14 protein-coding genes and 1 other RNA gene are annotated in these 22,611 nt (G+C 43.5%); 13 read left to right on the top strand and 2 right to left on the bottom strand.

Features of this window, described 5'->3' with window-relative positions; translation table 11 throughout:
- The first annotated feature begins 143 nt into the window (after positions 1-143).
- Positions 144-8,345, top strand: coding sequence for an SIALI-17 repeat-containing surface protein (locus GOM47_RS08020; protein WP_235080464.1), 8,202 nt, complete (start codon positions 144-146; stop codon positions 8,343-8,345).
- A gap of 173 nt (positions 8,346-8,518) precedes the next feature.
- Here GOM47_RS08020 and pbp1a read toward each other — a convergent pair whose 3' ends face one another.
- Both pbp1a and recU read right to left on the bottom strand, forming a co-directional pair.
- Complete coding sequence (gene pbp1a / locus GOM47_RS08015; RefSeq protein ID WP_235080463.1) at positions 8,519-10,669, bottom strand: penicillin-binding protein PBP1A; 2,151 nt, start codon at positions 10,667-10,669, stop codon at positions 8,519-8,521.
- Positions 10,666-11,262, bottom strand: coding sequence for a Holliday junction resolvase RecU (gene recU / locus GOM47_RS08010; protein ID WP_235080462.1), 597 nt, complete (start codon positions 11,260-11,262; stop codon positions 10,666-10,668). Before recU ends, pbp1a begins: the two co-directional genes overlap by 4 nt.
- Positions 11,263-11,328: 66 nt before the next feature.
- Between recU and GOM47_RS08005 the strand changes: the two genes are divergently transcribed.
- The 12 genes from GOM47_RS08005 (at position 11,329) to fni (ending at position 22,553) form a co-directional block, all read left to right on the top strand.
- Complete coding sequence (locus GOM47_RS08005) at positions 11,329-11,856, top strand: SLOG family protein (RefSeq protein ID WP_235080461.1); 528 nt, start codon at positions 11,329-11,331, stop codon at positions 11,854-11,856.
- 69 nt (positions 11,857-11,925) lie between these two features.
- Positions 11,926-12,252: a cell division regulator GpsB gene (gpsB, locus tag GOM47_RS08000; protein ID WP_235080460.1), complete on the top strand. Its 327-nt coding sequence runs from the start codon at positions 11,926-11,928 to the stop codon at positions 12,250-12,252.
- Between the two features lie 23 nt (positions 12,253-12,275).
- Positions 12,276-12,657, top strand: an RNA gene (rnpB, locus tag GOM47_RS07995) — RNase P RNA component class B.
- A gap of 83 nt (positions 12,658-12,740) precedes the next feature.
- Positions 12,741-13,898 carry a THUMP domain-containing class I SAM-dependent RNA methyltransferase gene (locus GOM47_RS07990; protein ID WP_235080459.1) on the top strand — a complete coding sequence of 386 codons (1,158 nt, stop codon included), beginning with the start codon at positions 12,741-12,743 and terminating at the stop codon, positions 13,896-13,898.
- A gap of 12 nt (positions 13,899-13,910) precedes the next feature.
- Complete coding sequence (mapZ, locus tag GOM47_RS07985) at positions 13,911-15,359, top strand: cell division site-positioning protein MapZ (protein WP_235080458.1); 1,449 nt, start codon at positions 13,911-13,913, stop codon at positions 15,357-15,359.
- 75 nt (positions 15,360-15,434) lie between these two features.
- Positions 15,435-16,859 (top strand): NADP-dependent phosphogluconate dehydrogenase, encoded by a 1,425-nt coding sequence (gene gndA / locus GOM47_RS07980; RefSeq protein WP_045498904.1) that lies wholly within the window; start codon positions 15,435-15,437, stop codon positions 16,857-16,859.
- Positions 16,860-16,870: 11 nt separating this feature from the next.
- The gene (locus GOM47_RS07975; RefSeq protein ID WP_235080457.1) at positions 16,871-17,560 is read left to right on the top strand and encodes a DNA-binding response regulator; all 690 of its coding nucleotides are present in this window, start codon (positions 16,871-16,873) and stop codon (positions 17,558-17,560) included.
- Between the two features lie 98 nt (positions 17,561-17,658).
- The gene (locus GOM47_RS07970) at positions 17,659-18,639 is read left to right on the top strand and encodes an N-acetylmuramoyl-L-alanine amidase family protein (RefSeq protein WP_235080456.1); all 981 of its coding nucleotides are present in this window, start codon (positions 17,659-17,661) and stop codon (positions 18,637-18,639) included.
- Positions 18,640-18,760: 121 nt separating this feature from the next.
- Positions 18,761-19,639, top strand: coding sequence for a mevalonate kinase (gene mvk / locus GOM47_RS07965; protein ID WP_235080455.1), 879 nt, complete (start codon positions 18,761-18,763; stop codon positions 19,637-19,639).
- Complete coding sequence (mvaD, locus tag GOM47_RS07960; RefSeq protein WP_235080454.1) at positions 19,621-20,574, top strand: diphosphomevalonate decarboxylase; 954 nt, start codon at positions 19,621-19,623, stop codon at positions 20,572-20,574. Before mvk ends, mvaD begins: the two co-directional genes overlap by 19 nt.
- Complete coding sequence (locus tag GOM47_RS07955; protein ID WP_235080453.1) at positions 20,561-21,568, top strand: phosphomevalonate kinase; 1,008 nt, start codon at positions 20,561-20,563, stop codon at positions 21,566-21,568. The genes mvaD and GOM47_RS07955 overlap by 14 nt, the downstream gene beginning before the upstream one ends.
- Positions 21,552-22,553 (top strand): type 2 isopentenyl-diphosphate Delta-isomerase, encoded by a 1,002-nt coding sequence (fni, locus tag GOM47_RS07950; RefSeq protein ID WP_235080452.1) that lies wholly within the window; start codon positions 21,552-21,554, stop codon positions 22,551-22,553. The genes GOM47_RS07955 and fni overlap by 17 nt, the downstream gene beginning before the upstream one ends.
- Positions 22,554-22,611 lie beyond the last annotated feature (58 nt).

The raw sequence follows: 22,611 nt of genomic DNA, 5'->3' as shown, positions 1-22,611 counted from the left end.
TGGATAAGTGACTTGGACTTCTATGGGAGTCAGAGTCGGAAAATGAATCAAACACCTGGAGAGGACCTCTTGGTTCTCTCCTTTTTAAAAGGAGAAATGATAACGCTTACTAGTGTAAGCGGATGAAAGGAAATAGGAGAAATATGGACAAACACTTTTTTGAGAAACGCTGTCATTATAGTATCCGCAAATTTGCAGTTGGTGCAGCCTCAGTCATGATTGGTGCTAGTATCTTTGGAGCCAATATGGTTCAGGCAGCAGAAACAGCAGCACCTTCAGAAACAGAGGGAAGCATCACCCAGGTTCAGCCCATGGATAAGTTACCAGATGATTTGGCAGCTGCGCTTGAAAAGGCAGAGACAGAAGGGAATCAAGAGGGAACTAAGGAGGCTGCGGAAGGAACAAAACCTGAAGGAACAGGAGAAGCGACACCAGAAACGACTCCTGTAGTTCCAAAGCCAGCAGAGATAGCAAAACCTGACAATAAACCAGCTGAAACTGCTACGCCCGAAACAAAACCAGCTGAAAAGCAAATCGAAGATAGAGAAGATGTAAACCATCTTGAAGGAGCGACTGCTTCAGCAAACAACCATGAGTCTGGAACTCCCTTTACGGCAGATAAAGCAGTTGATGGTGATGATAGTACTAGATGGGCAACAGACAAAGATGTACCAAAACCAACTTTTGAACTAACTCTTCCTAAAACAACTCTTATCAAACATGTTGAAATTGACTGGGATCGTCGTCTTCGAAATGGGCAAAATGACCCAAATATCAAATCTTGGAGTCTCTACTACGCAGGTCAAGAAGACGTGGGCGCTAATGGAGAAAAACAATGGAAACTAGCGCATACCAAGACTGGAGATCCAGTTTTAGACGAGAAAGTAGACCTAGCTGAAAGTATCAAAGCGAAGTACCTCAAACTTGAGGTCACTGATTACCAAGCGGGAACCATGGGCTGGAGAAACGTTGGAATCCAAGAAATTCGAGCTTATTCTAACGTTCCGGACCATAGTAAGGTAACGGATATCCGCCAAGTAGACCAGTTGGATGTGGCTGAAGATGGAAAGTCTCTTGTCCTACCAAGTTTACCAGGTCAGGTTAGTCTAATCGGCAGTAACAAACAAGGTGTAATTGACCTTCAAAATCACATCTATAAACCTTTGACAGATCAACGCGTCAAGGTCATGGTGCAACAAATCAAAGACAGCCATACATTCACTAAGGAATTTGAAGTAGTCATCAAGGGTCTACATCAGGACGAGGGTGTGGGTGTGAAACCAAAAGTAGCACCAGCTGTTCAACAATGGTATGGGAAAGAAGGCCAATCTTCTATCACTTCAGATACAGTTCTTGCGACGGGTGATTCAGGCTTTGATCAGGCTGCAACCTTCTACCAGTCAGACCTTGCAAGCCGTGGATTGGAACTTGCAACAGGTGACAAGCAGGCTCAAAAACGAATCGAGTTTAAAAAGGTTGAAAACAAAGGTTATGGTAAGGAAGGCTATGGCATCACTATCCAAAATGGTGTGATTACCATCGAAGCTGCAACGAACACAGGAGCCTTTTACGCAACTCGTACTCTTCTTCAAATGGGAGAAACAGACCTACAAAATGGGGAAATTCGTGATTTCCCAAGTTTCAGCCACCGTGGCTTTATGCTAGATACAGGTCGTAAATTTATCCCTTATGACACCCTTGTAGACATCATGCTCAACATGGCCTACTACAAGATGAACGACTTGCAGTTGCACCTTAATGATAACTATATCTTCCTCAAGGAACACTTGGCAGGTAAGAATTTAACACCAGAAGAACAACTCAAGTATGTTCTAGAACATGCTAAGACTGGTTTCCGTTTGGAGACAGATATTGTTGGTAAGGATGGTCAAAAATTAACATCAGATGAGCATTATACTAAGGAAGAAATGCAAAACCTGATTAAACTTGCCAAGGCCTTGCATATCAACCTAGTACCAGAAATTGATACACCAGGTCATGCCCTGTCCTTTGTCAAAGTTCGTCCAGACCTCATGTATCAAGGTAGTCTGAGCGATTATGCAGGCAAGCACAATGTCGAACGAGTTGCCATGCTAGACTTGGATACTAAGTATGATGAAACTCTTAAATTTGTCAAATCCGTCTATGACAAACTCCTAGATGGACCAGATGCACCGCTTCATGGCGTGTCCACTGTTCATATCGGAACGGATGAATACTATGGCAGCCGCGAAAGCTATCGTCGCTATGTCAATGACCTTATCAAATACATTAAAGGAAAAGGCTACACCCCTCGTATCTGGGGATCACTCAGTGCGAAACGAGGTAAAACAGCGGTTGATTGGAATGGTGTAGAAGTTGATATCTGGAGCATTGGCTGGCAACGACCAAATGAAGCCATTGCTCAGGGAGCTAAGATTATTAACATCACGGATGTTCCTACATATAGTGTACCAAGTGGAAGCAATAGTCAAGCAGCCTACGGGGACTATGCTAACTATGAGCGTCAATATAATAGCTGGACACCAAACGACTTCCGAACAGGTGGAGGTCCGCTTCTAGAATCATCTCATCCAAGTATTATCGGAGGAGGTCATGCGGTTTGGAACGATAATATCGACCTTCATGAGACAGGTTTGACCTCTTATGATATCTTTAAACGCTTCTTCAAGAGCATGCAAACCACTGCAGAACGGACTTGGGGATCTGACCGTGCGGCTGCGACCTTTGCAGAACGTACCCTACCAACTAGCCCTTATGCGCCACAGTCAAATCCTGAAAAAGAGATTGATCAAAGTGATTTGTTTACCATCAATCCTGAAACAGTGAAGGACTATGCAAGCAAGAAGGTGAAGACAAGCGAGCAAGGATTGGCTTTTGAGAAAGACAGCAGTATCGAAGGCTTGGCTGGTGATGTTGGTCCAAGTCACGTCTTGAAGTTTGATGTGACTGTCACTGGTGACGGTGAACAAACCTTCTCAACAAGTGGGAACAACCGTATCTATCTAGCTGATAAAGATGGCTACCTTGCTTATCAATTTGAACAGTTCCATATCCAGTTCAAGAAGAAACTTGAAAAGAACAAACGTTATCAAATCTCCATCGTAACCAAACCACAATCAACTGAAGTGTATGTGGATGGTGAAAAGATTGAGCGTATCGCGGATCCTGCGCATCCACGCTTGGCTCATACAAGCTTGGTATTACCGCTTGAAAGCATTGGCGGGTTTAAAGGAATCTTGCATAGCGCTGAGTTGACTGATAAACCTTTTGTAAATCCTCGTTTGATTGCAAATGACAAATTCACTGCTACTGCAAGTAGCCAAGAATTGCCAGGAACAGCGACTGAAGGCGCTGTTGAAAAGGCCTTTGACAATGATCCAAACACCTTCTGGCATACTAAATGGACTGGTGACACTGCGCCATACAGTCTGACTATGACCTTGAAAGAAGCAGAAAAAGTCAATGGATTGACATATCTCCCACGTCCAGGTGGTGGAAATGGTGTCGTGACGCGCTACGAAATCTACGCGCAAAAAGATGGCCAAATGGTCAAGGTTTCAGAAGGAAACTGGGACAACAATGCCCAAGAAAAAACGGTTAACTTTGCGGCGGTAGATACCAACAAGATTGAGTTGAAAATCTTGGAAGGCGTTGGTGGTTTTGCAAGTGCGGCTGAAGTTCATCTATTGAAACCTGTCAAAGAAGGACAGGAAACACCTGCACCAAGTCAACCAGAAAAACCAACTACTCCTGAAAAACCAAACGAAGAACAAACCGGTGATGGAACAGTTGAATTGGCGGATCAATTCACTGCAAGCAAACCAGCTAGCGAAGACAGCATTGCAGCTGCAAGCAAGAGCGCAGACTACCTCAAGAAAGAGTACAAGGTCTTCCCAACGCCACAAAAAGTGACTTATGGAGAAGGTGTTACGGCTCTTCGTAAGCAAGTCAATCTGGTCATGGGTGATCAGCTCGATATTTATACTCGCAATCGCTTGAAGAGTGTCTTGCAGGACAATCAAGTATCTTATACAACTGGTAAATCTGCAGTTGCAGGCGCAACTAATATCTATCTTGGAGTGCATGGACAAGGTTCACAAGCAGAACAAAACTTGTCCAAGGTTTCAGCAGGCCTCTTTGACAAGATTGATGCCTATGCCTTGACGATTAAGGATAACTCGATTTCCATCGTCGGAAAAGATACAGATGCAGTTTTCTATGGTTTGACAACCTTGAAACACATGCTTAAGGAAAGCCAAGTGCCAGTCCTTCGCAATGTGACAGTAGAAGATTACGCAGAGCTCAAGAACCGTGGTTTCATCGAAGGTTACTATGGAAACCCATGGTCTAACGCAGATCGTGCAGAGCTCATGCGTTTTGGTGGCGATTTGAAATTGAACCAATACTTCTTTGCACCAAAAGATGATCCATACCACAACAAGAAATGGCGTGAACTCTATCCAGAAGAAAAACTAGCAGAAATTCGTGAACTTGCTCGTGTTGGAAATCAAAGTAAAACTCGCTATGTCTGGACTATCCATCCATTCATGAACAACCGCATCCGCTTTGGCAATGAAGCGCATTATCAAGAAGATTTGGCAACCATCAAAGCCAAATTTACCCAGTTGATGAAAGTGGGTGTCCGTGAATTTGGTATCCTAGCTGATGATGCTCCAAGTCCAGTAGGTGGTTACAATAGTTACAACCGCTTGATGAAGGATATGACGGATTGGTTGACAGAAATGCAGGGAACCTACAGTGGTCTTCGCAAAGAAATGATCTTTGTACCAGGTCAGTATTGGGGCAATGGACGTGAGGATGAGTTGAAATCCCTCAATGAAAATCTCCCACATTCAACATCCATGACCTTGACTGGTGGTAAGATTTGGGGCGAAGTCTCTGAAAGCTTCCTCTCAACTCTCAAGAACAATCTAACTGCAGGTGGCAAGACCTATCGCCCAGTTTCACTTTGGATTAACTGGCCAGTAACAGATAATTCCAAACAACACTTAATTCTAGGTGGTGGTGAGAAATTCCTTCATCCAAATGTGGATCCAAGCTTGCTATCAGGGATCATGTTGAACCCAATGCAACAGTCTGAACCATCTAAGATTGCCCTCTTTTCAGGAGCTCAATACTCATGGAAACAGTGGAAATCAGAAGAAGAAGCTAAGAAAATCAATGACATTGCCTTCAACTTTGTTGAAAATGGTCATTTTGAAGATAGCAAGGTATCAGCAGCCTTTCGCGAACTTGGTAAGCACATGATTAACCAAAACATGGATAATCGTGTCGTCAAACTAGAAGAATCGGTAGACTTGGCTCCAAAATTAACAGACTTCATGACCAAGCTCAAAGCAGGTCAGGATGTGACTGCCGAACGTGCAGCCTTGCGAGCAGAATTTGCCAAGATTAAAGAAGCAGCCGAACTCTATAAAGCATCAGGCGATAAAAAAATGGTTGCCCAAATCCACTATTGGTTGGATAATGCAATCGACCAGATGAATGCTCTCGATGCCTTCCTTACAGGAACTGAAGCTATGGCTACAAACGATGCAGCCAAACTTTGGGACAGCTACTATAAAGGTTTGAAGTTCTACGAACAGTCTCAAACTCACACCTTCCATTATGTAGACCATCTTGAAAAGGCTGAATTAGGTGTTCAACATATTCGTCCATTTATCCTATCCTTGAAAGAAGTCCTAGCGTCAGAAGTTCAAAAAGTCTTGCATCCAGACCAAATCATCAGCACCTTTATCACCAATCGAACAGGTGTAGAGGGTGGCTTGGCAGAAGTAACGGATGGCGATTTGGCAACTCATGCGATTATTAAATCACCAAATAGTATCAAGACAGGTGATTATATTGGTATGAAGTTCAATAAACCAGTAGCGATTCAAACCTTGACCTTTGCTATGGGAACGCAGGCAAATCCACGTGATACCTTTAGTAAGGCAGAAGTACAGTATCAAGATGAAAATGATAACTGGGTAACTTTGAAAGAGCCAAGCTATGTCGGAAATGAATCTCTTCTTAAGTTTGAAAATCTCACTATTAGGGCTAAGGCAGTTCGCATGATTGCGACAGCAGATCGCGAAAACACCTGGTTTGCAGTTCAGGAAATTGCAGTTAACCGTCCAGTTGAAAAAGCTCGTAGCCAACAAGCAACGACAGTTAGTCTAAGCTCAAACTTAGTTTACAAACTAAATACCTCAGCCCGTCAAATCACTGATGGCAAGGACAATACAGAAGCCATGATGGCAAATGCTGACGGTAGCAATACAACTCCAGTAGATGCCTGGGCACAGCTTGACCTCGGTGAAGTCAAGTCAGTCACTAAAGTACGACTTCGCCAAGGAACGGGTGATAAGCTTGCCGCAGGTGTACTTGAGTACTCTACAGATGGAACTGCATGGCAAGAGTTGGATCGCCTATCAGGAGAACAAACCAAGGAAGTGACCAGAGCGATCAATGCTCGTTACATCCGAGTACGCAATACCAAGGTCCTCGACCTCTGGTGGCGTATTCAGGACTTCTCTGTTGAGACACGCTCTGGAAACAGTGAGTTAACAGACACCAACGTCGATGCCTTGAAGGAAACACCAGTAGTGGATAGCTTAGGCAGTTACGAACTTCAAATTCCAGCTGGAACCAAACTCCCTGCTCATAGCTATCTAGGAATGAAGCTTGACCGTATCCATCAGATCAAGAGCATCCAGCTCAAAGGCCAAGTCAACCCTGCTCTTAGCCTAGAGTATTCTGCAAATGCGCAAGAGTGGACGTCAGCTAGCCAGTTGAAAGACAGATCTGTCGCAACCCACTTAGTACGTTATGTGCGTCTGGTCAACAAAACAGATCAGGAACAAGCTGTGACAGCCACTTCTCTCCTTGTAACAACCAAAGAAGTGCAACCAACCAAACTAGAATCTACAACTATGGGCATTCATCCAACATACGGCAGCAATGATGTTCGTAAACTAAACAACCTAGATCAACTATTTGACGGTGTTTACAATAACTTCGTTGAGTTTTCAGACTATGCCCATAAAGATGGCCACGTAACCTTGAAGCTTGGTAGCGAACGTACCATCAAGAAGATCAGAGCCTATATCCAAGACGGAACTCAAAACTACCTTCGTGATGGTAAGATCCAAGTCAGCCAAGACGGTAAAACTTGGACAGATGTTGTGACAGTGGGAGATGGTGTGGCCAACAGCCAACACGATGATTCATTGACAGATGGTTGGACACATGATTCTAAAATGCCAGGAAATCGCTACATCGAGGGTGAATTGACGACACCAGTCAAAGCTAACTATCTCCGTGTCCTCTATACGGCGGATTATGATGCCCGTTTTGTAGGATTTACAGAATTGGTCATCAATGACGGTGAATTTGTCAAACCAATCAATGATCCAACAGTAGAAGGAAGTAGTGGAGAAAGCCAAGGCAACCTTTATAATAATCTTGTAGACGGCAAAGTCTTGACCAGCTACAAGTCTGAAAAAGACAAGGGCGAATTGGTGTATCACTTGTCTGAACCAACCAAAGCTAACCACCTTCGTCTTGTTTCCAGTCTACCTGAAGGAGCGAAAGCACGTGTTCTTGCTAGAACACTCAAGGATGGTCAAGACAGTTGGACAGACCTCGGTGCCATTACATCTAGTCTCCAAACCTTCGCTATCCGAAATGGTGGCTCTCTTCTAGACGTCAAATTAGTCTGGGAAGGCGGCAAGGCTGAGTTTTATGAATTGGCGAGCTTCTATCAAGAATTGACAGAAGAATCTGTTCAATCAAGCAAGGGTGATGAACCAGCACCCGTTCTTGAGATTCCTGAATTCACAGGTGGTGTCAATGCAGCTGAGGCCTTGGTACATGAAGTACCAGAGTACACAGGCCCAGTAGCAACAGTGGGTGACCAAGCTGCTCCAACAGTAGAAAAACCTGAGTTCCAGGGTGGTGTCAATGCAGTTGAAGCCTTGGTACATGAGCTTCCAGAGTACACAGGTCCACTTGGTACAGCAGGAGATCAACCAGCACCGACGGTCGAGAAACTGGACTTTACAGGTGGTGTGAACGCGGTAGAAGCAGCAGTACATGAAGTACCAGAGTACACAGGTCCACTTGGTACAGCAGGAGACCAACCAGCACCGACAGTTGAAAAACCAGAGTACAAATTGAACTTAAGTCCACTCGCTGATACTAAGACTCCAGAAGTTAAACATGATGATCAGAAGGAGCTTCCGGCAACAGGTGAAAGCAAATCTGACACAGCTCTCTTCCTAGCAGGCGTAAGTTTAGCTCTATCTGCTCTCTTTATCGCGAAAGGGAAAAAGGAATAGCTTCTGATTACCTTTGCTTTTGACAAATTTTAGCATCAAGAGAAAGTGAAAAGACAGCTCCATAACCTCTATAATAGTTAGAGAAACTATTAAAAGAGTTATGGTGCTGTTGGGATAAACTATTGTGCTATAAAGAATAAAAATCCTGAGAAGTAAAATTCTCAGGATTTTGCTTATTGTTGCGTTTGACTTGGTTGGTTTTGCTCAGCAGGTACAGTGCCTGATTGTTGAGGAATCGTCTGCGTTTGACTTGTGCTTGGAGTAGTGGTTGCGCTTGATTGAGAAGTCGAACTCTCAGATGTTGAGCTAGAACTTTCAGATGTCGAACTTTGTTGTGTAGATGGTGAAGGGGTCCACGTATTGCGTGCTCCATTCTTAAAGACAAATTCTCCGCTTCTGTAAAGGCCTTCAGGCATGGTCCAATCCCCTGGATGGTCATCTGTTGAGAGGTAGGTCATCATCGAACGGTAGACCTTAGCAGCAACGTAGAAGCCATCACCCACGATTGGAGTAAGTCGGTTAGAGTAACCGGTCCAGACAGCCATCGAGTATTTACGAGTATAGCCGACAAACATTTCGTCTGGAGCTACATAACCAGAGTTCTTAATGTATTTCTCGATTTCATCATCTGTATAGTTTGATGTACCAGTCTTACCAGCTTGTGGTAACCATGACAGGTAGGCTCCACGTCCTGTCCCGTAGGTTAGGACAGTTTTCATCATCTCTGTCATCATATAGGCGGTTGTTTCTTTCATAGCGCGTGTTCCTGAATCAGAAAACTCTTTTGAACTACCATCACTAAAGATGATTTTGTTGATGTACATTGGCTTATGGTAAATACCGCCATTGGCAAAAGCAGCGTAAGCCGCAGCCATCTTCTCGCTACTTGCTCCATACTTTTTGTCAGATTCGGTTGTATTACTTGAAATAGCATTAGCATAGTGTATGCTTGGATAGTCAATACCTAGTCCATTTAGAAACGTCTTGGCACGATCGAGTCCTACTTTCTCTAGCGTTTCTACAGCCGGCACATTCCGTGATTGTTGGAGAGCATACTGGAGTGTTATGTTTCCAAAGTAACTCTTATCCCAGTTATAGACAGGGGTAGAGGTTCCGGGGTAATTATAAGGACTATCGTGAACAATCGAAGCAGTTGAGTCATAAACGTCATATTCCAAAGCAGGAGCATAGTCTGTAATAGGCTTCATGGTAGAACCCCAGTCACGGTTAGTTTCTACAGCTTGGTTTATTCCAAAGGAAACGTTACTTGATTGGTGGCGAGCACCTAATTGGGCAATGACTTTCCCGTTTGTGACATCAACGATAGTAGAGGCTACCTGTAACTCATCATCTGGATAGTTGACATACTCGTCCGTATTGTAAATATCCCAGAGACGTTGTTGAACCTTAGAATCAACGTTTGTGTAGACTTCCATACCCGTAGTTAAAAGGTTGTAACCTGTTTCTTGTTCGACTTGATCGATTACTTCTTTGAGATAGTTGTCCATGTACGGAGGATAACTATTAGCCGATTTTAGACTTTGAAGTCCATCTGTAATCGGAGTATTAATCGCTTTTTCGTATTGTTCGGCTGTAATGTAACCTTGCCCCTTCATCTCAGAGAGGACGAGATTACGGCGTTCTTGGGCGGCTTCTGGATGCGAGTATGGATCATACTGGTTTGGAGCCTGAGGCATTCCGGCAAGGAGGGCCAATTGAGGGATGCTCAAATCTTTGAGGTCTTTGCCATAGTAACTTTGAGCAGCCGTCTGCATCCCGTAGTTACCGTTTGACATGTAAACCTTGTTGATGTAGTAGGTCAAAATCTCTTGTTTGGTCGCTTGTTGTTCTAGTTGAACGGCAAGCCATGCTTCCTGAGCCTTACGAGAAAGGGTTTGGTCAGAAGTTGACGTAGAGAAATAGGTTAACTTGATCAACTGTTGTGTCAAGGTTGAAGCCCCTTGCAGACCTCCACCACCACGAAGGTTTCGTAGGGTAGCCCCGAGGATACGGATAGTGTCGATTCCTCGGTGATTAAAGAAGCGATGGTCTTCAATTGAAACAATAGCGTTGACCAAATCGGTCGGTATTTCGTTTGCTTGTGCATTGACTCGACGTTCTGATCCAAGATCAGCGATGAGTTCATCGTTGCGGTCATAAATTTTACTAGACGTTGTAGCGACTAGTTTACTTTCAGATAGGGCTGGAGTCTTGCTAACATAGTAGAGAAAGAGGCCTCCGCCCAGCATAATAGCTACGATAAATAGAGTTAAGAAGCAGATACTGATATATTTAGCTATTCGCAGGATAGTTTGTTTGTTCATCTTGTTTTACCACCTAGTAAATGTTCTTTGATAATATCGAGATAGGGAATCTGGGGAAAGGCACCAGGCTCAATCTTATATCCATTTTCTCTAATATATCCAAGTGGCATTGACTTCTGTCCCTTATCTTGATGATAGAAACGAATCAGGTCAACAGCCGGCAATAAATAAGTTTCTTGCTGAGAAGCAAAGTGAAGAAGGACAAAGCAGATTCCTTGCTGGGCAAGGACTTGTTCCATGTGTTGGATCTGATGGAGATGGAAATTCTTCATCGGAATCGCATGTTTTTGCCTCGTTTCCTTTGCTTCAAAGTCGATGTAGTATCCATCATAAACCCCTGAATAGTCAGTAGTTGAGGCCTGTCTGAAGTAGGCTTCAACGATCTTGGCTCGACTTCGTTGGGGATAGTCGACACGTACGATTTGGATGGGAGTCGGTTTCTTATGGATAACCGCTAACCCATGCGACAAATAGTAGTCGTTCGTAGCATTGATCATCTTTTCAAAAGACATTCCCCGATTTGCGAAATTTTTAGTTTGTGAAAGGGGCGCTTGTCTCTTCAGTGATGAAATTTTATGTGGATAGTTGACCATAATTCTCCTTATTGGTACAATAACATCACTCTATTATATCATAAATTTACAAAGAAAGGGTTAAAAATGACAACAGCCTTGATTTCAGGTTATTCTGCCTTCGACCTTGGTCTCTTTAATGACAAGGATATTCGCGTTGATATTATCAAAACAGCTATTCGGAGAGACCTGGAGCGTCTAGCGGAGGAAGGGGTGACCTGGCTTGTCTTTACTGGGTCTCTGGGCTTTGAGTACTGGGTACTTCAGGTGGCAAAAGACATGAAAATAGACTATGGATTTCAGCTGGCGACCATTTTTGATTTTGAAACCCATGGCAGTAACTGGAATGAAGCCAATCAAGTGAAGTTGAGCGAATTCAAGCAAGTTGATTTTGTCAAATATGCCTATCCACGATATGAGCACAAGGGACAATTACGCGATTATCAGAAATTTTTACTGGAGAACACAGATATTTGCTATCTTTTTTATGATGAAGAAAACAAAACTAAGTTACAATATTTTTACCAAATGATGAAAAATCAAGCGGACTATGTTACAAGGCAATTAACATTTGATGAGTTAAATGAACTAGCAGAAAATTTTTCTGAAAAGTAACCCTTTGACCTTGATTTTTACTTGTCTTTTTTTATATAATAAGAATAGCAATCAAGAATGGAGAGAGACATGGCAAGTATTATATTTTCAGCGAAAGATATTTTTGAACAAGAGTTTGGACGCGAAGTACGTGGATATAGCAAAGCAGAGGTGGATGAGTTCCTAGATGATGTGATTAAGGATTATGAGACTTATGCGGCTTTGGTTAAATCCCTTCGTCAAGAAATTTCCGATTTGAAGGAGGAGTTGTCTCGTAAACCACAGGCGGCTCCAACTCAACCAGACTCTATTGACGTAACAGCTTCTACTTCAATGACAAACTTTGATATTTTGAAACGCTTAAATCGCCTTGAAAAAGAAGTATTTGGTAAGCAAATCTTAGACAATCAAGATTGATAATTGACTAAGGAATGAGTGCAATTTTTGGATAATCGCGTGAAGAGGATCTCTTTTCATGAGGAAAGTCCATGCTAGCACAGGCTGTGATGCCTGTAGTGTTTGTGCTAGGCGAATCCATAAGCCTAGGGACGAGAAATCGTTACGGCAGTCGAAATGGCTAAGTCTTCGGATAGGTCAGAATAGGCTTGAAAGTGCCACAGTGACGGAGTCTTTCTGGAAACAGAGAGAGTGGAACGCGGTAAACCCCTCAAGCTAGCAACCCAAATTTTGGTCGGGGCATGGAGTGCACGGAAACGAACGTAGTACTCTGACTGCTAGCAGCTCCATGCTGTTAGCGGTAGACAGATGATTATCGAAGGAAGTGGTCCTAGTCACTTCTGGAACAAAACATGGCTTATAGAAAATTGCATATAGGTTGGGGCTGAGAAATCTTTCTCAACCTCATTTTTTAAAGTGAACAAAAGAAAGGTCTTGCAAGACTAGAAATGAAAGAAGAATTTAATTTAATCGCAACTGCTGCGGCGGGTCTTGAGGCTGTCGTTGGACGTGAGCTGCGAGAGTTAGGATATGATTGCCAGGTAGAAAACGGCCGTGTTCGTTTCCAAGGAAATGTGCGGGCAATCATTGAGACCAATCTTTGGCTTCGTGCAGCGGATCGCATCAAGATTGTGGTCGGAAGCTTTCCAGCTAAGACCTTTGAAGAGCTTTTTCAAGGTGTTTTTGCTCTGGATTGGGAAAACTATCTCCCACTTGGGGCGCGTTTCCCGATTTCAAAGGCCAAATGTGTTAAGTCAAAACTTCATAATGAGCCCAGTGTTCAGGCTATTTCTAAGAAAGCTGTTGTGAAGAAATTACAAAAACACTATGCCCGCCCAGAAGGAGTTCCTTTGATGGAAACTGGTCCTGAGTTTAAGATCGAGGTGTCCGTTCTTAAGGATGTGGCAACTGTTATGATTGACACGACAGGTTCTAGCCTCTTTAAACGTGGATATCGTACGGAAAAAGGTGGAGCTCCTATCAAGGAAAATATGGCAGCGGCCATTTTGCAACTTTCCAACTGGTATCCAGATAAGCCCTTGATTGATCCAACCTGTGGTTCAGGAACTTTCTGTATTGAGGCGGCTATGATTGCCAGAAAGATGGCCCCTGGCCTTCGCCGTTTCTTTGCTTTTGAGGAATGGAACTGGGTCAGCGATCGGTTAATCCAAGAGGTCCGTACTGATGCTGCTAAGAAAATCAATCGTGAGATAGAGCTGGATATCATGGGCTGTGATATTGATGCTCGTATGGTAGAAATTGCCAAGGCAAATGCCCAAGCAGCAGGTATTGCAGGAGATATCACCTTTAAGCAAATGCGGGTACAAGATTTGCGCTCAGACAAGATCAATGGCGTTATCATTTCCAATCCACCATATGGGGAGCGCTTGTCTGATGATGCAGGAGTTACGAAACTTTATGCTGAGATGGGACAGGTCTTTGCACCACTGAAAACCTGGAGTAAGTTTATCCTGACGAGTGATGAAGCTTTTGAAAGTAAGTACGGAAGTCCAGCAGATAAAAAACGAAAACTCTATAACGGGACCTTGAAAGTGGATTTGTATCAATACTTTGGTCAGCGTGTGAAACGCCAAGAGGTAAAATAGAAAGGTAAACTCATGAGCAAGAAAAGACATGATCGTCATAAAAAAGAACAGCAAGAGCCACAATTCGACTTTGACGAGGCAAAAGATTTGACTGTTGGTCAAGCAATTCGTAAGAATGAAGAGGTTGAGGCTGGAGTATTGCCTGAAGACAATATCTTGGATAAATATATCAAACAGCACCGCGAAGAGATCGAGGCAGATAAGTTCGAAACTCGTCAGTTTGAAAAAGAAGAATTGCAGGAAGCTCAGGCTCAAGAAGAATTGACACAGGAAGTCTCAGAAATCACTGAAGAGTCGGCGTCAATCATGGAGGAACCCGATACAGTTTCAGAAGAAACGGTGTCAGACTCAGTGGAAACTACAAGCTCGGATGTGATTTTACCTCCTTTGGGAGAGGCAAATCAAGACTTGGAACCACTTGTGTTGGAAAAGCAAACGCCAGCAGAGGTTGCTGATGAGAAAGAAGAGGAAGAGACAGCTCTACTTTCACGTTCAGATCAGGTAGAATCAGAAACAATTTCTAATTCTAAAAAGAAGCGCGTGTTTATTATCGGTTCAGCCTTAGCTGCAGTCCTTATCTTGGCAGGTAGTTACTATATCTATCGCCAAGTAACTCGCTCCAACCAAGCTATCCAGTCTTCTCAATCATCTTCTAGTAATCAAGAAACACAAGCGGCTCTACAAGAGTTTAATACTCTCTACGATGCCTTTTATACGGATGCTAATAAAACAGCCTTGAAAAATAGTCAGTTTGACAAGTTGAACCAACTCAAGGCTCAACTAGATAAACTCGAAGGCAGTCGAGAGTATACCCTTGCAAAATCTAAGTATGATAGTTTAGAAACTCAAATCAAGGCTGTGCAAGAAGTGAATAATCAGTTTGAAACTCCAGCAATTACTGATGGTGTCTTGGATACCAATGCAAAGGTTAAAGCAGATGCTAAATTTACAGAAATTAAAACAGGAAATACAGAGCTAGATAAACTGTTAGATAAGGCCATTAGCCTGGGTAAGAGCCAGCAAACAAGCGCCTCTAGTTCAAGTTCAAGTAGCAGTAGCCAAGAAAGTTCAAGTACAACGACTGATAGCAGTACGAGCAGTTCGTCTGCTTCATCAAGTTCAGCACCTGCCAGCAGACCAGAAAATGGAGGTTTGTCTAGCGATGGTGTCAACCTTCAAAGAAGTGTCAGCCGTGTACCGTACAACCAATCAGCTGTAGACGATAGCAACAACCCTGCCTGGACTTTTGCTGATGGTGTTTTGGAACAAATCCTAGCAACATCACGTGCTCGTGGTTATATCACTGGCAACCAATATATCCTAGAACGGGTTAATATCGTAAACGGAAATGGTTATTATAACCTTTACAAACCAGATGGAACCTATCTTTTCACTCTTAACTGTAAGACTGGATACTTTGTCGGTAATGGAGCTGGTCACGCAGATGATTTGGATTACTAGGAGTCCGTTACAAAATTCTTTCCTTTCATAGGTAAAAATGATAAAATAAAACATATTAAACAAGAGGAGTGTCACATGACAAAAGCTAACTTTGGTGTCGTAGGTATGGCCGTAATGGGTCGTAACCTTGCCCTAAATATCGAATCTCGTGGCTATACAGTTGCCATTTACAACCGTAGTAAAGAAAAAACAGAAGATGTAATTGCTTGCCATCCTGAAAAGAAATTTGTTCCAAGCTACGATGTGGAGTCTTTCGTTCAATCTATCGAAAAACCTCGCCGTATCATGCTCATGGTTCAAGCTGGACCTGGTACAGATGCAACTATCCAAGCTCTTCTTCCTCACCTTGACAAGGGCGATATCTTGATTGACGGAGGAAACACTTTCTACAAAGATACCATCCGTCGTAATGAAGAATTGGCAAACTCAGGTATCAACTTTATCGGTACTGGAGTTTCTGGTGGTGAAAAAGGTGCCCTTGAAGGTCCTTCTATCATGCCTGGTGGACAAAAAGAAGCCTACGAATTGGTTGCTGATGTTCTTGAAGAAATCTCAGCTAAAGCACCAGAAGATGGCAAACCATGTGTAACTTACATCGGTCCTGATGGAGCTGGTCACTATGTGAAAATGGTTCACAACGGTATCGAGTATGGGGATATGCAATTGATCGCAGAAAGCTATGACTTGATGCAACACTTGCTAGGCCTTTCTGCAGAAGACATGGCTGAAATCTTTACTGAGTGGAACAAGGGTGAATTGGACAGCTACTTGATCGAAATCACAGCTGATATCTTGAGCCGTAAAGACGATGAAGGTCAGGATGGACCAATCGTAGACTACATCCTTGATGCTGCAGGTAATAAGGGGACTGGTAAATGGACTAGCCAATCATCACTTGACCTTGGTGTGCCATTGTCACTCATCACTGAGTCAGTATTTGCACGTTACATCTCTACATACAAAGAAGAGCGTGTACATGCTAGCAAGGTGCTTCCAAAACCAGCTGCCTTCAAATTTGAAGGTGACAAGGCTGAGTTGATCGAAAAGATTCGTCAAGCTCTTTACTTCTCAAAAATCATTTCTTACGCACAAGGTTTTGCTCAATTGCGTGTGGCTTCTAAAGAAAATAACTGGAACTTGCCATTTGCAGACATCGCCTCTATCTGGCGTGATGGCTGTATCATCCGTTCTCGTTTCTTGCAAAAGATTACAGATGCTTACAACCGTGATGCAGACCTTGCAAACCTTCTCTTGGATGAATACTTCTTGGATGTTACTGCTAAATACCAACAAGCAGTGCGTGATATCGTAGCTCTTGCGGTTCAAGCTGGTGTACCAGTACCAACCTTCTCAGCAGCTATTACTTACTTTGATAGCTATCGTTCAGCAGACCTTCCTGCTAACTTAATCCAAGCACAACGTGACTACTTTGGTGCCCACACTTACCAACGTAAAGACAAAGAAGGAACATTCCACTACTCTTGGTATGACGAAAAATAAGTAGGTCTGCCATGGGGAAACGGATTTTATTACTTGAGAAAGAACGAAATCTCGCTCGTTTTCTCAGTCTGGAACTCCAAAAAGAGCAATACCGTGTTGATCTGGTCGAGGAGGGGCAAAAAGCCCTTTCCATGGCTCTCCAGACGGATTATGACTTGATTTTACTGAATGCTCATCTGGGGGATATGACGGCCCAGGATTTTGCAGATAAGCTGAGTCGAACAAAACCAGCCTCAGTAATCATGGTCTTGGACCATCGCGAAGAATTGCAAGCCCAGATTGAGACAATCCAGCGCTTCGCCGTTTCTTACATCTATAAGCCAGTGATTATTGATCAACTGGTAGCTCGTATTTCAGCGATTTTTCGAGGTCGGGACTTTATCGACCAACACTGTAGTCAGATGAAGGTCCCAACGTCTTACCGCAATCTGCGTATGGATGTAGAACATCATACTGTTTATCGTGGCGAGGAGATGATTGCTCTGACGCGTCGTGAGTATGACCTTTTGGCTACTCTTATGGGAAGCAAGAAAGTCTTGACTCGTGAGCAGCTATTGGAAAGTGTTTGGAAGTACGAAAGTGCGACAGAAACCAATATCGTGGATGTTTATATCCGTTATCTACGTAGCAAACTTGATGTAAAAGGTCAAAAAAGCTACATTAAAACCGTGCGTGGTGTTGGTTACACCATGCAAGAATAGAAAAGCAGTTGCAGTTGTGTAACTGCTTTTTTTGAGGAATTTCTATATATTGACATGCAGTCAGGCCTTTGCTACAATTAATCGTGGAGGATACTAAAATGAAATTTTTGAAAAAAATGATGCAAGCTGGACTCGCAGTCTTTTTCTTTGGTTTGCTAGCGACAAGTACAGTATTGGCAGATACCACAGGTGGACAGTTTGTTGATAAGGATAATAGAAAATACTATATAAAAGATGACCATAAAGCAATCTATTGGCATAAAATAGACGGTAAAACCCACTATTTTGGTGATGGAGGAGAGATGGTTGTCGGTTGGCAATACATAGAAATTCCAGGAACAGGCTATCGAGATAATCTATTTGATAATCGTCCAGTTTTCGAAATTGGCCTTCAACAGAAGTGGTACTACTTTGGACAAGATGGGACTCTCCAAGAATTTGTTGGCTGGCAACAATTAGAGATTAAGGATTCATTAAATGTTGGCAAAAAACATGGTGAAGGATTTGAAGGCCCAGAAGTTCTTAAATTAGCAAACTATTACTTTGGCCAAGATCATTCTTTAAAAACAGGTTGGCTCTACGATCAATCTAACTGGTACTATCTAGCAAAAACAGGTCATTTAGGGAAAGACTACCTTGGTGGTGAGAGACGTGCGGGTTGGATAAACGATGATTCGACTTGGTACTACCTAGACCCAGAAACTGGCATTATGCAAACTGGTTGGAAATATCTTGGTAATAAATGGTACTATCTCCGTTCATCAGGAGCTATGGCAACTGGTTGGTATCAGGAAGGCTCCACTTGGTATTATTTAGACGAGCCAAATGGCGATATGAAAACGGGCTGGCAATACCTTGGGAACAAGTGGTACTACCTCCGTTCATCAGGAGCTATGGCAACTGGTTGGTATCAGGATGGTTCGACTTGGTACTATCTACATGCAAGTAATGGAGATATGAAGACAGGCTGGTTCCAGGTCAATGGCAAATGGTACTACGCTTATAGTTCAGGTGCTTTAGCAGTTAGTACAAGAGTAGATGGCTACTACGTCAACTATAATGGCGAATGGGTCCAATAATGAAAGAGGCGATTGTGAAGGAAACAATCGCTTTTTTTGTGAAAATATAATAAAATAGATAGGAAAGAATAAATACTTGTATGAAAAATGAGACGGTCTTTTCGTCTAGCAAAAGGAAAAAATGACAAACAAAGTTGGTGTCGGTCAGGCACATAGTAAGATAATTTTAATAGGGGAGCATGCGGTCGTTTACGGCTATCCTGCTATTTCCTTGCCTCTTTTGGAGGTGGAGGTGACATGTAAGGTTGTCCCTGCAGCGAGTCCTTGGCGTCTGTATGAAGAGGATACCTTGTCCATGGCAGTTTATGCCTCGCTAGAATATTTGGAGATTAAAGAGGCTTGCATTCGCTGTGTGATTGACTCGGCTATCCCTGAAAAACGGGGAATGGGTTCGTCAGCGGCTATCAGTATAGCGGCCATTCGTGCGGTATTTGACTACTATCAGGCCGATCTGCCTCATGATGTATTAGAAATCTTGGTCAATCGGGCTGAGATGATTGCCCATATGAATCCAAGCGGGTTGGATGCCAAGACCTGCCTCAGTGACCAACCCATTCGCTTTATCAAGAATGTTGGTTTTACAGAACTTGAGATGAACCTATCTGCCTATTTGGTCATTGCTGATACGGGCGTGTATGGCCACACTCGTGAAGCCATCCAAGTGGTTCAAAGCAAGGGGAAGGATGCCCTACCGTTTTTGCATGCCTTGGGAGAATTGACCCAGCAGGCAGAAGATGCGATTAGACGAAAAGATGCTGAAAAACTGGGACAAATCCTCAGTCAAGCGCATTTACATTTAAAAGAAATTGGTGTCAGCAGCCCTGAGGCAGACTCCCTCGTTGAAACGGCTCTTAGCCATGGTGCTCTAGGTGCCAAGATGAGTGGTGGTGGGCTAGGAGGCTGTATCATAGCCTTGGCAACCAATTTGACACACGCTCAAGAACTAACAAAACGATTAGAAGAGAAAGGAGCTGTTCAGACATGGATCGAGAGCCTGTAACAGTACGTTCCTACGCAAATATTGCCATTATCAAATATTGGGGAAAGAAAAAAGAAAAAGAGATGGTTCCTGCTACTAGCAGCATCTCTCTGACGTTGGAAAACATGTACACAGAGACGACCTTGTCGCCTCTACCGAAGGATGCGACGGCTGATGCATTTTATATCAATGGTCAGTTACAAAATGATGCTGAACATACTAAGATGAGTAAGATTATTGACCGCTACCGTCCAGATGGTGGGGGCTTTGTCCGTATTGATACCCAAAACAATATGCCGACTGCGGCGGGCTTGTCCTCTAGTTCTAGTGGTTTGTCCGCCTTGGTCAAGGCTTGTAATGCTTATTTCAAGCTTGGTTTGAATCGGAGTCAGTTGGCGCAGGAGGCTAAGTTCGCTTCAGGTTCTTCCTCTCGTAGTTTTTATGGACCACTAGGTGCTTGGGATAAGGATAGTGGGGAGATTTACCCTGTAGAGACAGACTTGAAACTAGCTATGATCATGTTGGTGCTAGAGGATAAGAAAAAACCAATTTCTAGCCGTGATGGGATGAAACTTTGTGTGGAAACCTCGACGACTTTTGACGACTGGGTGCGTCAATCTGAGAAGGATTATCAGGATATGCTGGTCTATCTCAAGGAAAATGACTTTGCCAAGGTTGGTGAATTAACGGAGAAAAATGCCCTTGCTATGCACGCTACGACCAAAACAGCATCACCAGCCTTTTCTTATCTGACCGATGCAAGCTATGAAGCCATGGACTTTGTCCGCCAGCTTCGTGAGCAAGGAGAAGTCTGCTACTTTACCATGGATGCTGGTCCCAATGTCAAGGTTCTCTGTCAGGAGAAAGACTTGGATCATTTATCAGAAATCTTCGGTCAACATTTTCGCTTGATTGTGTCAAAAACAAAGGATTTGAGTCAAGATGATTGCTGTTAAAACTTGCGGGAAACTCTATTGGGCGGGTGAGTATGCTATTCTAGAGCCAGGGCAATTAGCCTTGATAAAGGCCATCCCCATCTATATGAAGGCTGAGATTACCTTTTCTGATCGCTACCGTATTTACTCAGATATGTTTGATTTCGCAGTGGACTTGACGCCAAATCCTGACTACAGCTTGATTCAAGAAACGATTGCTTTGGTGGGAGGCTTCCTTGCTGTTCGTGGTCAGACTTTGCGACCTTTTTCCTTGGAAATCCGTGGAAAAATGGAACGAGAAGGGAAAAAGTTTGGTCTAGGTTCTAGCGGTAGCGTCGTTGTCTTGGTGATCAAGGCCCTGCTGGCTCTATATGATATTACGGTTGATCAGGAACTCTTGTTCAAGCTGGCTAGCGCTGTCTTGCTCAAGCGAGGAGACAATGGTTCCATGGGAGACCTTGCCTGTATTGTGGCAGAAGATTTGGTTCTCTACCAGTCATTTGATCGCCAAAAGGTGACTGCTTGGTTGGACGAAGAAAGCTTGGCAACGGTTTTGGAGCGTGATTGGGAATTTTCCATCTCACACGTACAACCTGCTCTAGAATGTGATTTCCTAGTGGGATGGACCAAGGAAGTAGCTGTGTCTAGTGATATGGTCAAGCAAATCAAGCAAAACATAGACCAGAATTTTTTAAGTTCCTCAAAAGCAACGGTATCTGCTTTGGTAGAAGCCTTGGAGCAGGGGAATGCAGAAGAAGTCATCAAGCAAGTAGAAGTAGCCAGTCAACTTTTAGAAGGTTTGAGCCCAGATATTTACACGCCTTCACTGAGACAGTTGAAAGAAGCCAGTCAAGATTTACGGGCTGTTGCCAAGAGCAGTGGCGCTGGTGGTGGTGACTGTGGGATTGCCTTGAGTTTTGATGTGCAATCAACTGAAACCTTAAAAAACCGTTGGGCCGATCTGGGGATTGAGCTCTTATACCAAGAAAGGATAGGACATGACGACAAATCGTAAGGACGAGCATATCCGCTATGCCCTTGAGCAGAAAAGTTCCTATAATAGCTTTGATGAGGTGGAGTTAATTCATTCTTCCCTGCCTCTTTATGACCTGGATGAGATTGATTTGTCTACAGAGTTTGCAGGTCGAAAGTGGGACTTTCCTTTTTATATCAATGCCATGACAGGTGGGAGCGATAAGGGGAGAGAAATCAATCAAAAACTGGCTCAGGTGGCAGAAGCCTGTGGGATTTTATTTGTAACGGGCTCTTATAGCGCAGCTCTAAAAGATCCAACGGATGCCTCTTTTTCTGTCAAATCTAGCCATCCAAAGCTCCTCCTTGGAACCAATATTGGATTGGACAAGCCTGTTGAGTTGGGCCTTCAGACTGTAGAAGTGATGAATCCTCTTCTTCTGCAAGTGCATGTTAATGTCATGCAGGAATTACTCATGCCCGAGGGAGAAAGAAAGTTTCGAAGCTGGCAATCGCATCTGGCAGACTACAGCAAGCAAATCCCTGCTCCCATCATCTTGAAGGAAGTCGGCTTTGGAATGGATGTGAAGACCATCGAAAGAGCCTATGAACTGGGTGTTCGAACGGTTGACCTGTCGGGTCGTGGTGGTACTAGCTTTGCCTATATCGAAAATCGTCGCAGTGGCCAGCGTGATTACCTTAATCAATGGGGTCAGTCTACTATGCAAGCCCTCCTCAATGCTCAAGAATGGAAAGACAAGGTCGAACTTTTGGTTAGCGGAGGGGTTCGAAATCCTCTTGATATGATTAAGTGCATGGTATTTGGTGCCAAGGCTGTAGGACTGTCACGAACCGTTCTGGAATTGGTTGAAACCTACTCGGTCGGGGAAGTGATTAGCATCATCCAAGGCTGGAAAGACGATCTGCGTTTGATCATGTGTGCCCTTAACTGTGCCACCATAGCGGATTTGCAAAACGTAGACTATATTCTTTATGGCAAACTCAAAGAAGCAAATGATCAGATCTAAAGAGGTCGGGACAAGAATCCCGCCCTTTTTTGTAGCCTTCTGTCAATCGCTTTTTTCC

The organism is Streptococcus oralis, from assembly GCF_021497945.1.
In the GTDB taxonomy this organism is placed as follows: Bacteria; Bacillota; Bacilli; order Lactobacillales; family Streptococcaceae; genus Streptococcus; species Streptococcus oralis_BR.
This window is presented reverse-complemented; position numbering and strand designations above follow the sequence as displayed.

What these genes read in the sequence shown, in the direction of transcription:
- GOM47_RS08020 (WP_235080464.1), top strand. Translation starts at nt 144, where the DNA reads ATGGACAAACACTTTTTTGAGAAACGCTGTCATTATAGTATCCGCAAA.
- pbp1a (WP_235080463.1), bottom strand. Translation starts at nt 10,669, where the DNA reads ATGAACAAACAAACTATCCTGCGAATAGCTAAATATATCAGTATCTGC.
- recU (WP_235080462.1), bottom strand. Translation starts at nt 11,262, where the DNA reads ATGGTCAACTATCCACATAAAATTTCATCACTGAAGAGACAAGCGCCC.
- GOM47_RS08005 (WP_235080461.1), top strand. Translation starts at nt 11,329, where the DNA reads ATGACAACAGCCTTGATTTCAGGTTATTCTGCCTTCGACCTTGGTCTC.
- gpsB (WP_235080460.1), top strand. Translation starts at nt 11,926, where the DNA reads ATGGCAAGTATTATATTTTCAGCGAAAGATATTTTTGAACAAGAGTTT.
- GOM47_RS07990 (WP_235080459.1), top strand. Translation starts at nt 12,741, where the DNA reads ATGAAAGAAGAATTTAATTTAATCGCAACTGCTGCGGCGGGTCTTGAG.
- mapZ (WP_235080458.1), top strand. Translation starts at nt 13,911, where the DNA reads ATGAGCAAGAAAAGACATGATCGTCATAAAAAAGAACAGCAAGAGCCA.
- gndA (WP_045498904.1), top strand. Translation starts at nt 15,435, where the DNA reads ATGACAAAAGCTAACTTTGGTGTCGTAGGTATGGCCGTAATGGGTCGT.
- GOM47_RS07975 (WP_235080457.1), top strand. Translation starts at nt 16,871, where the DNA reads ATGGGGAAACGGATTTTATTACTTGAGAAAGAACGAAATCTCGCTCGT.
- GOM47_RS07970 (WP_235080456.1), top strand. Translation starts at nt 17,659, where the DNA reads ATGAAATTTTTGAAAAAAATGATGCAAGCTGGACTCGCAGTCTTTTTC.
- mvk (WP_235080455.1), top strand. Translation starts at nt 18,761, where the DNA reads ATGACAAACAAAGTTGGTGTCGGTCAGGCACATAGTAAGATAATTTTA.
- mvaD (WP_235080454.1), top strand. Translation starts at nt 19,621, where the DNA reads ATGGATCGAGAGCCTGTAACAGTACGTTCCTACGCAAATATTGCCATT.
- GOM47_RS07955 (WP_235080453.1), top strand. Translation starts at nt 20,561, where the DNA reads ATGATTGCTGTTAAAACTTGCGGGAAACTCTATTGGGCGGGTGAGTAT.
- fni (WP_235080452.1), top strand. Translation starts at nt 21,552, where the DNA reads ATGACGACAAATCGTAAGGACGAGCATATCCGCTATGCCCTTGAGCAG.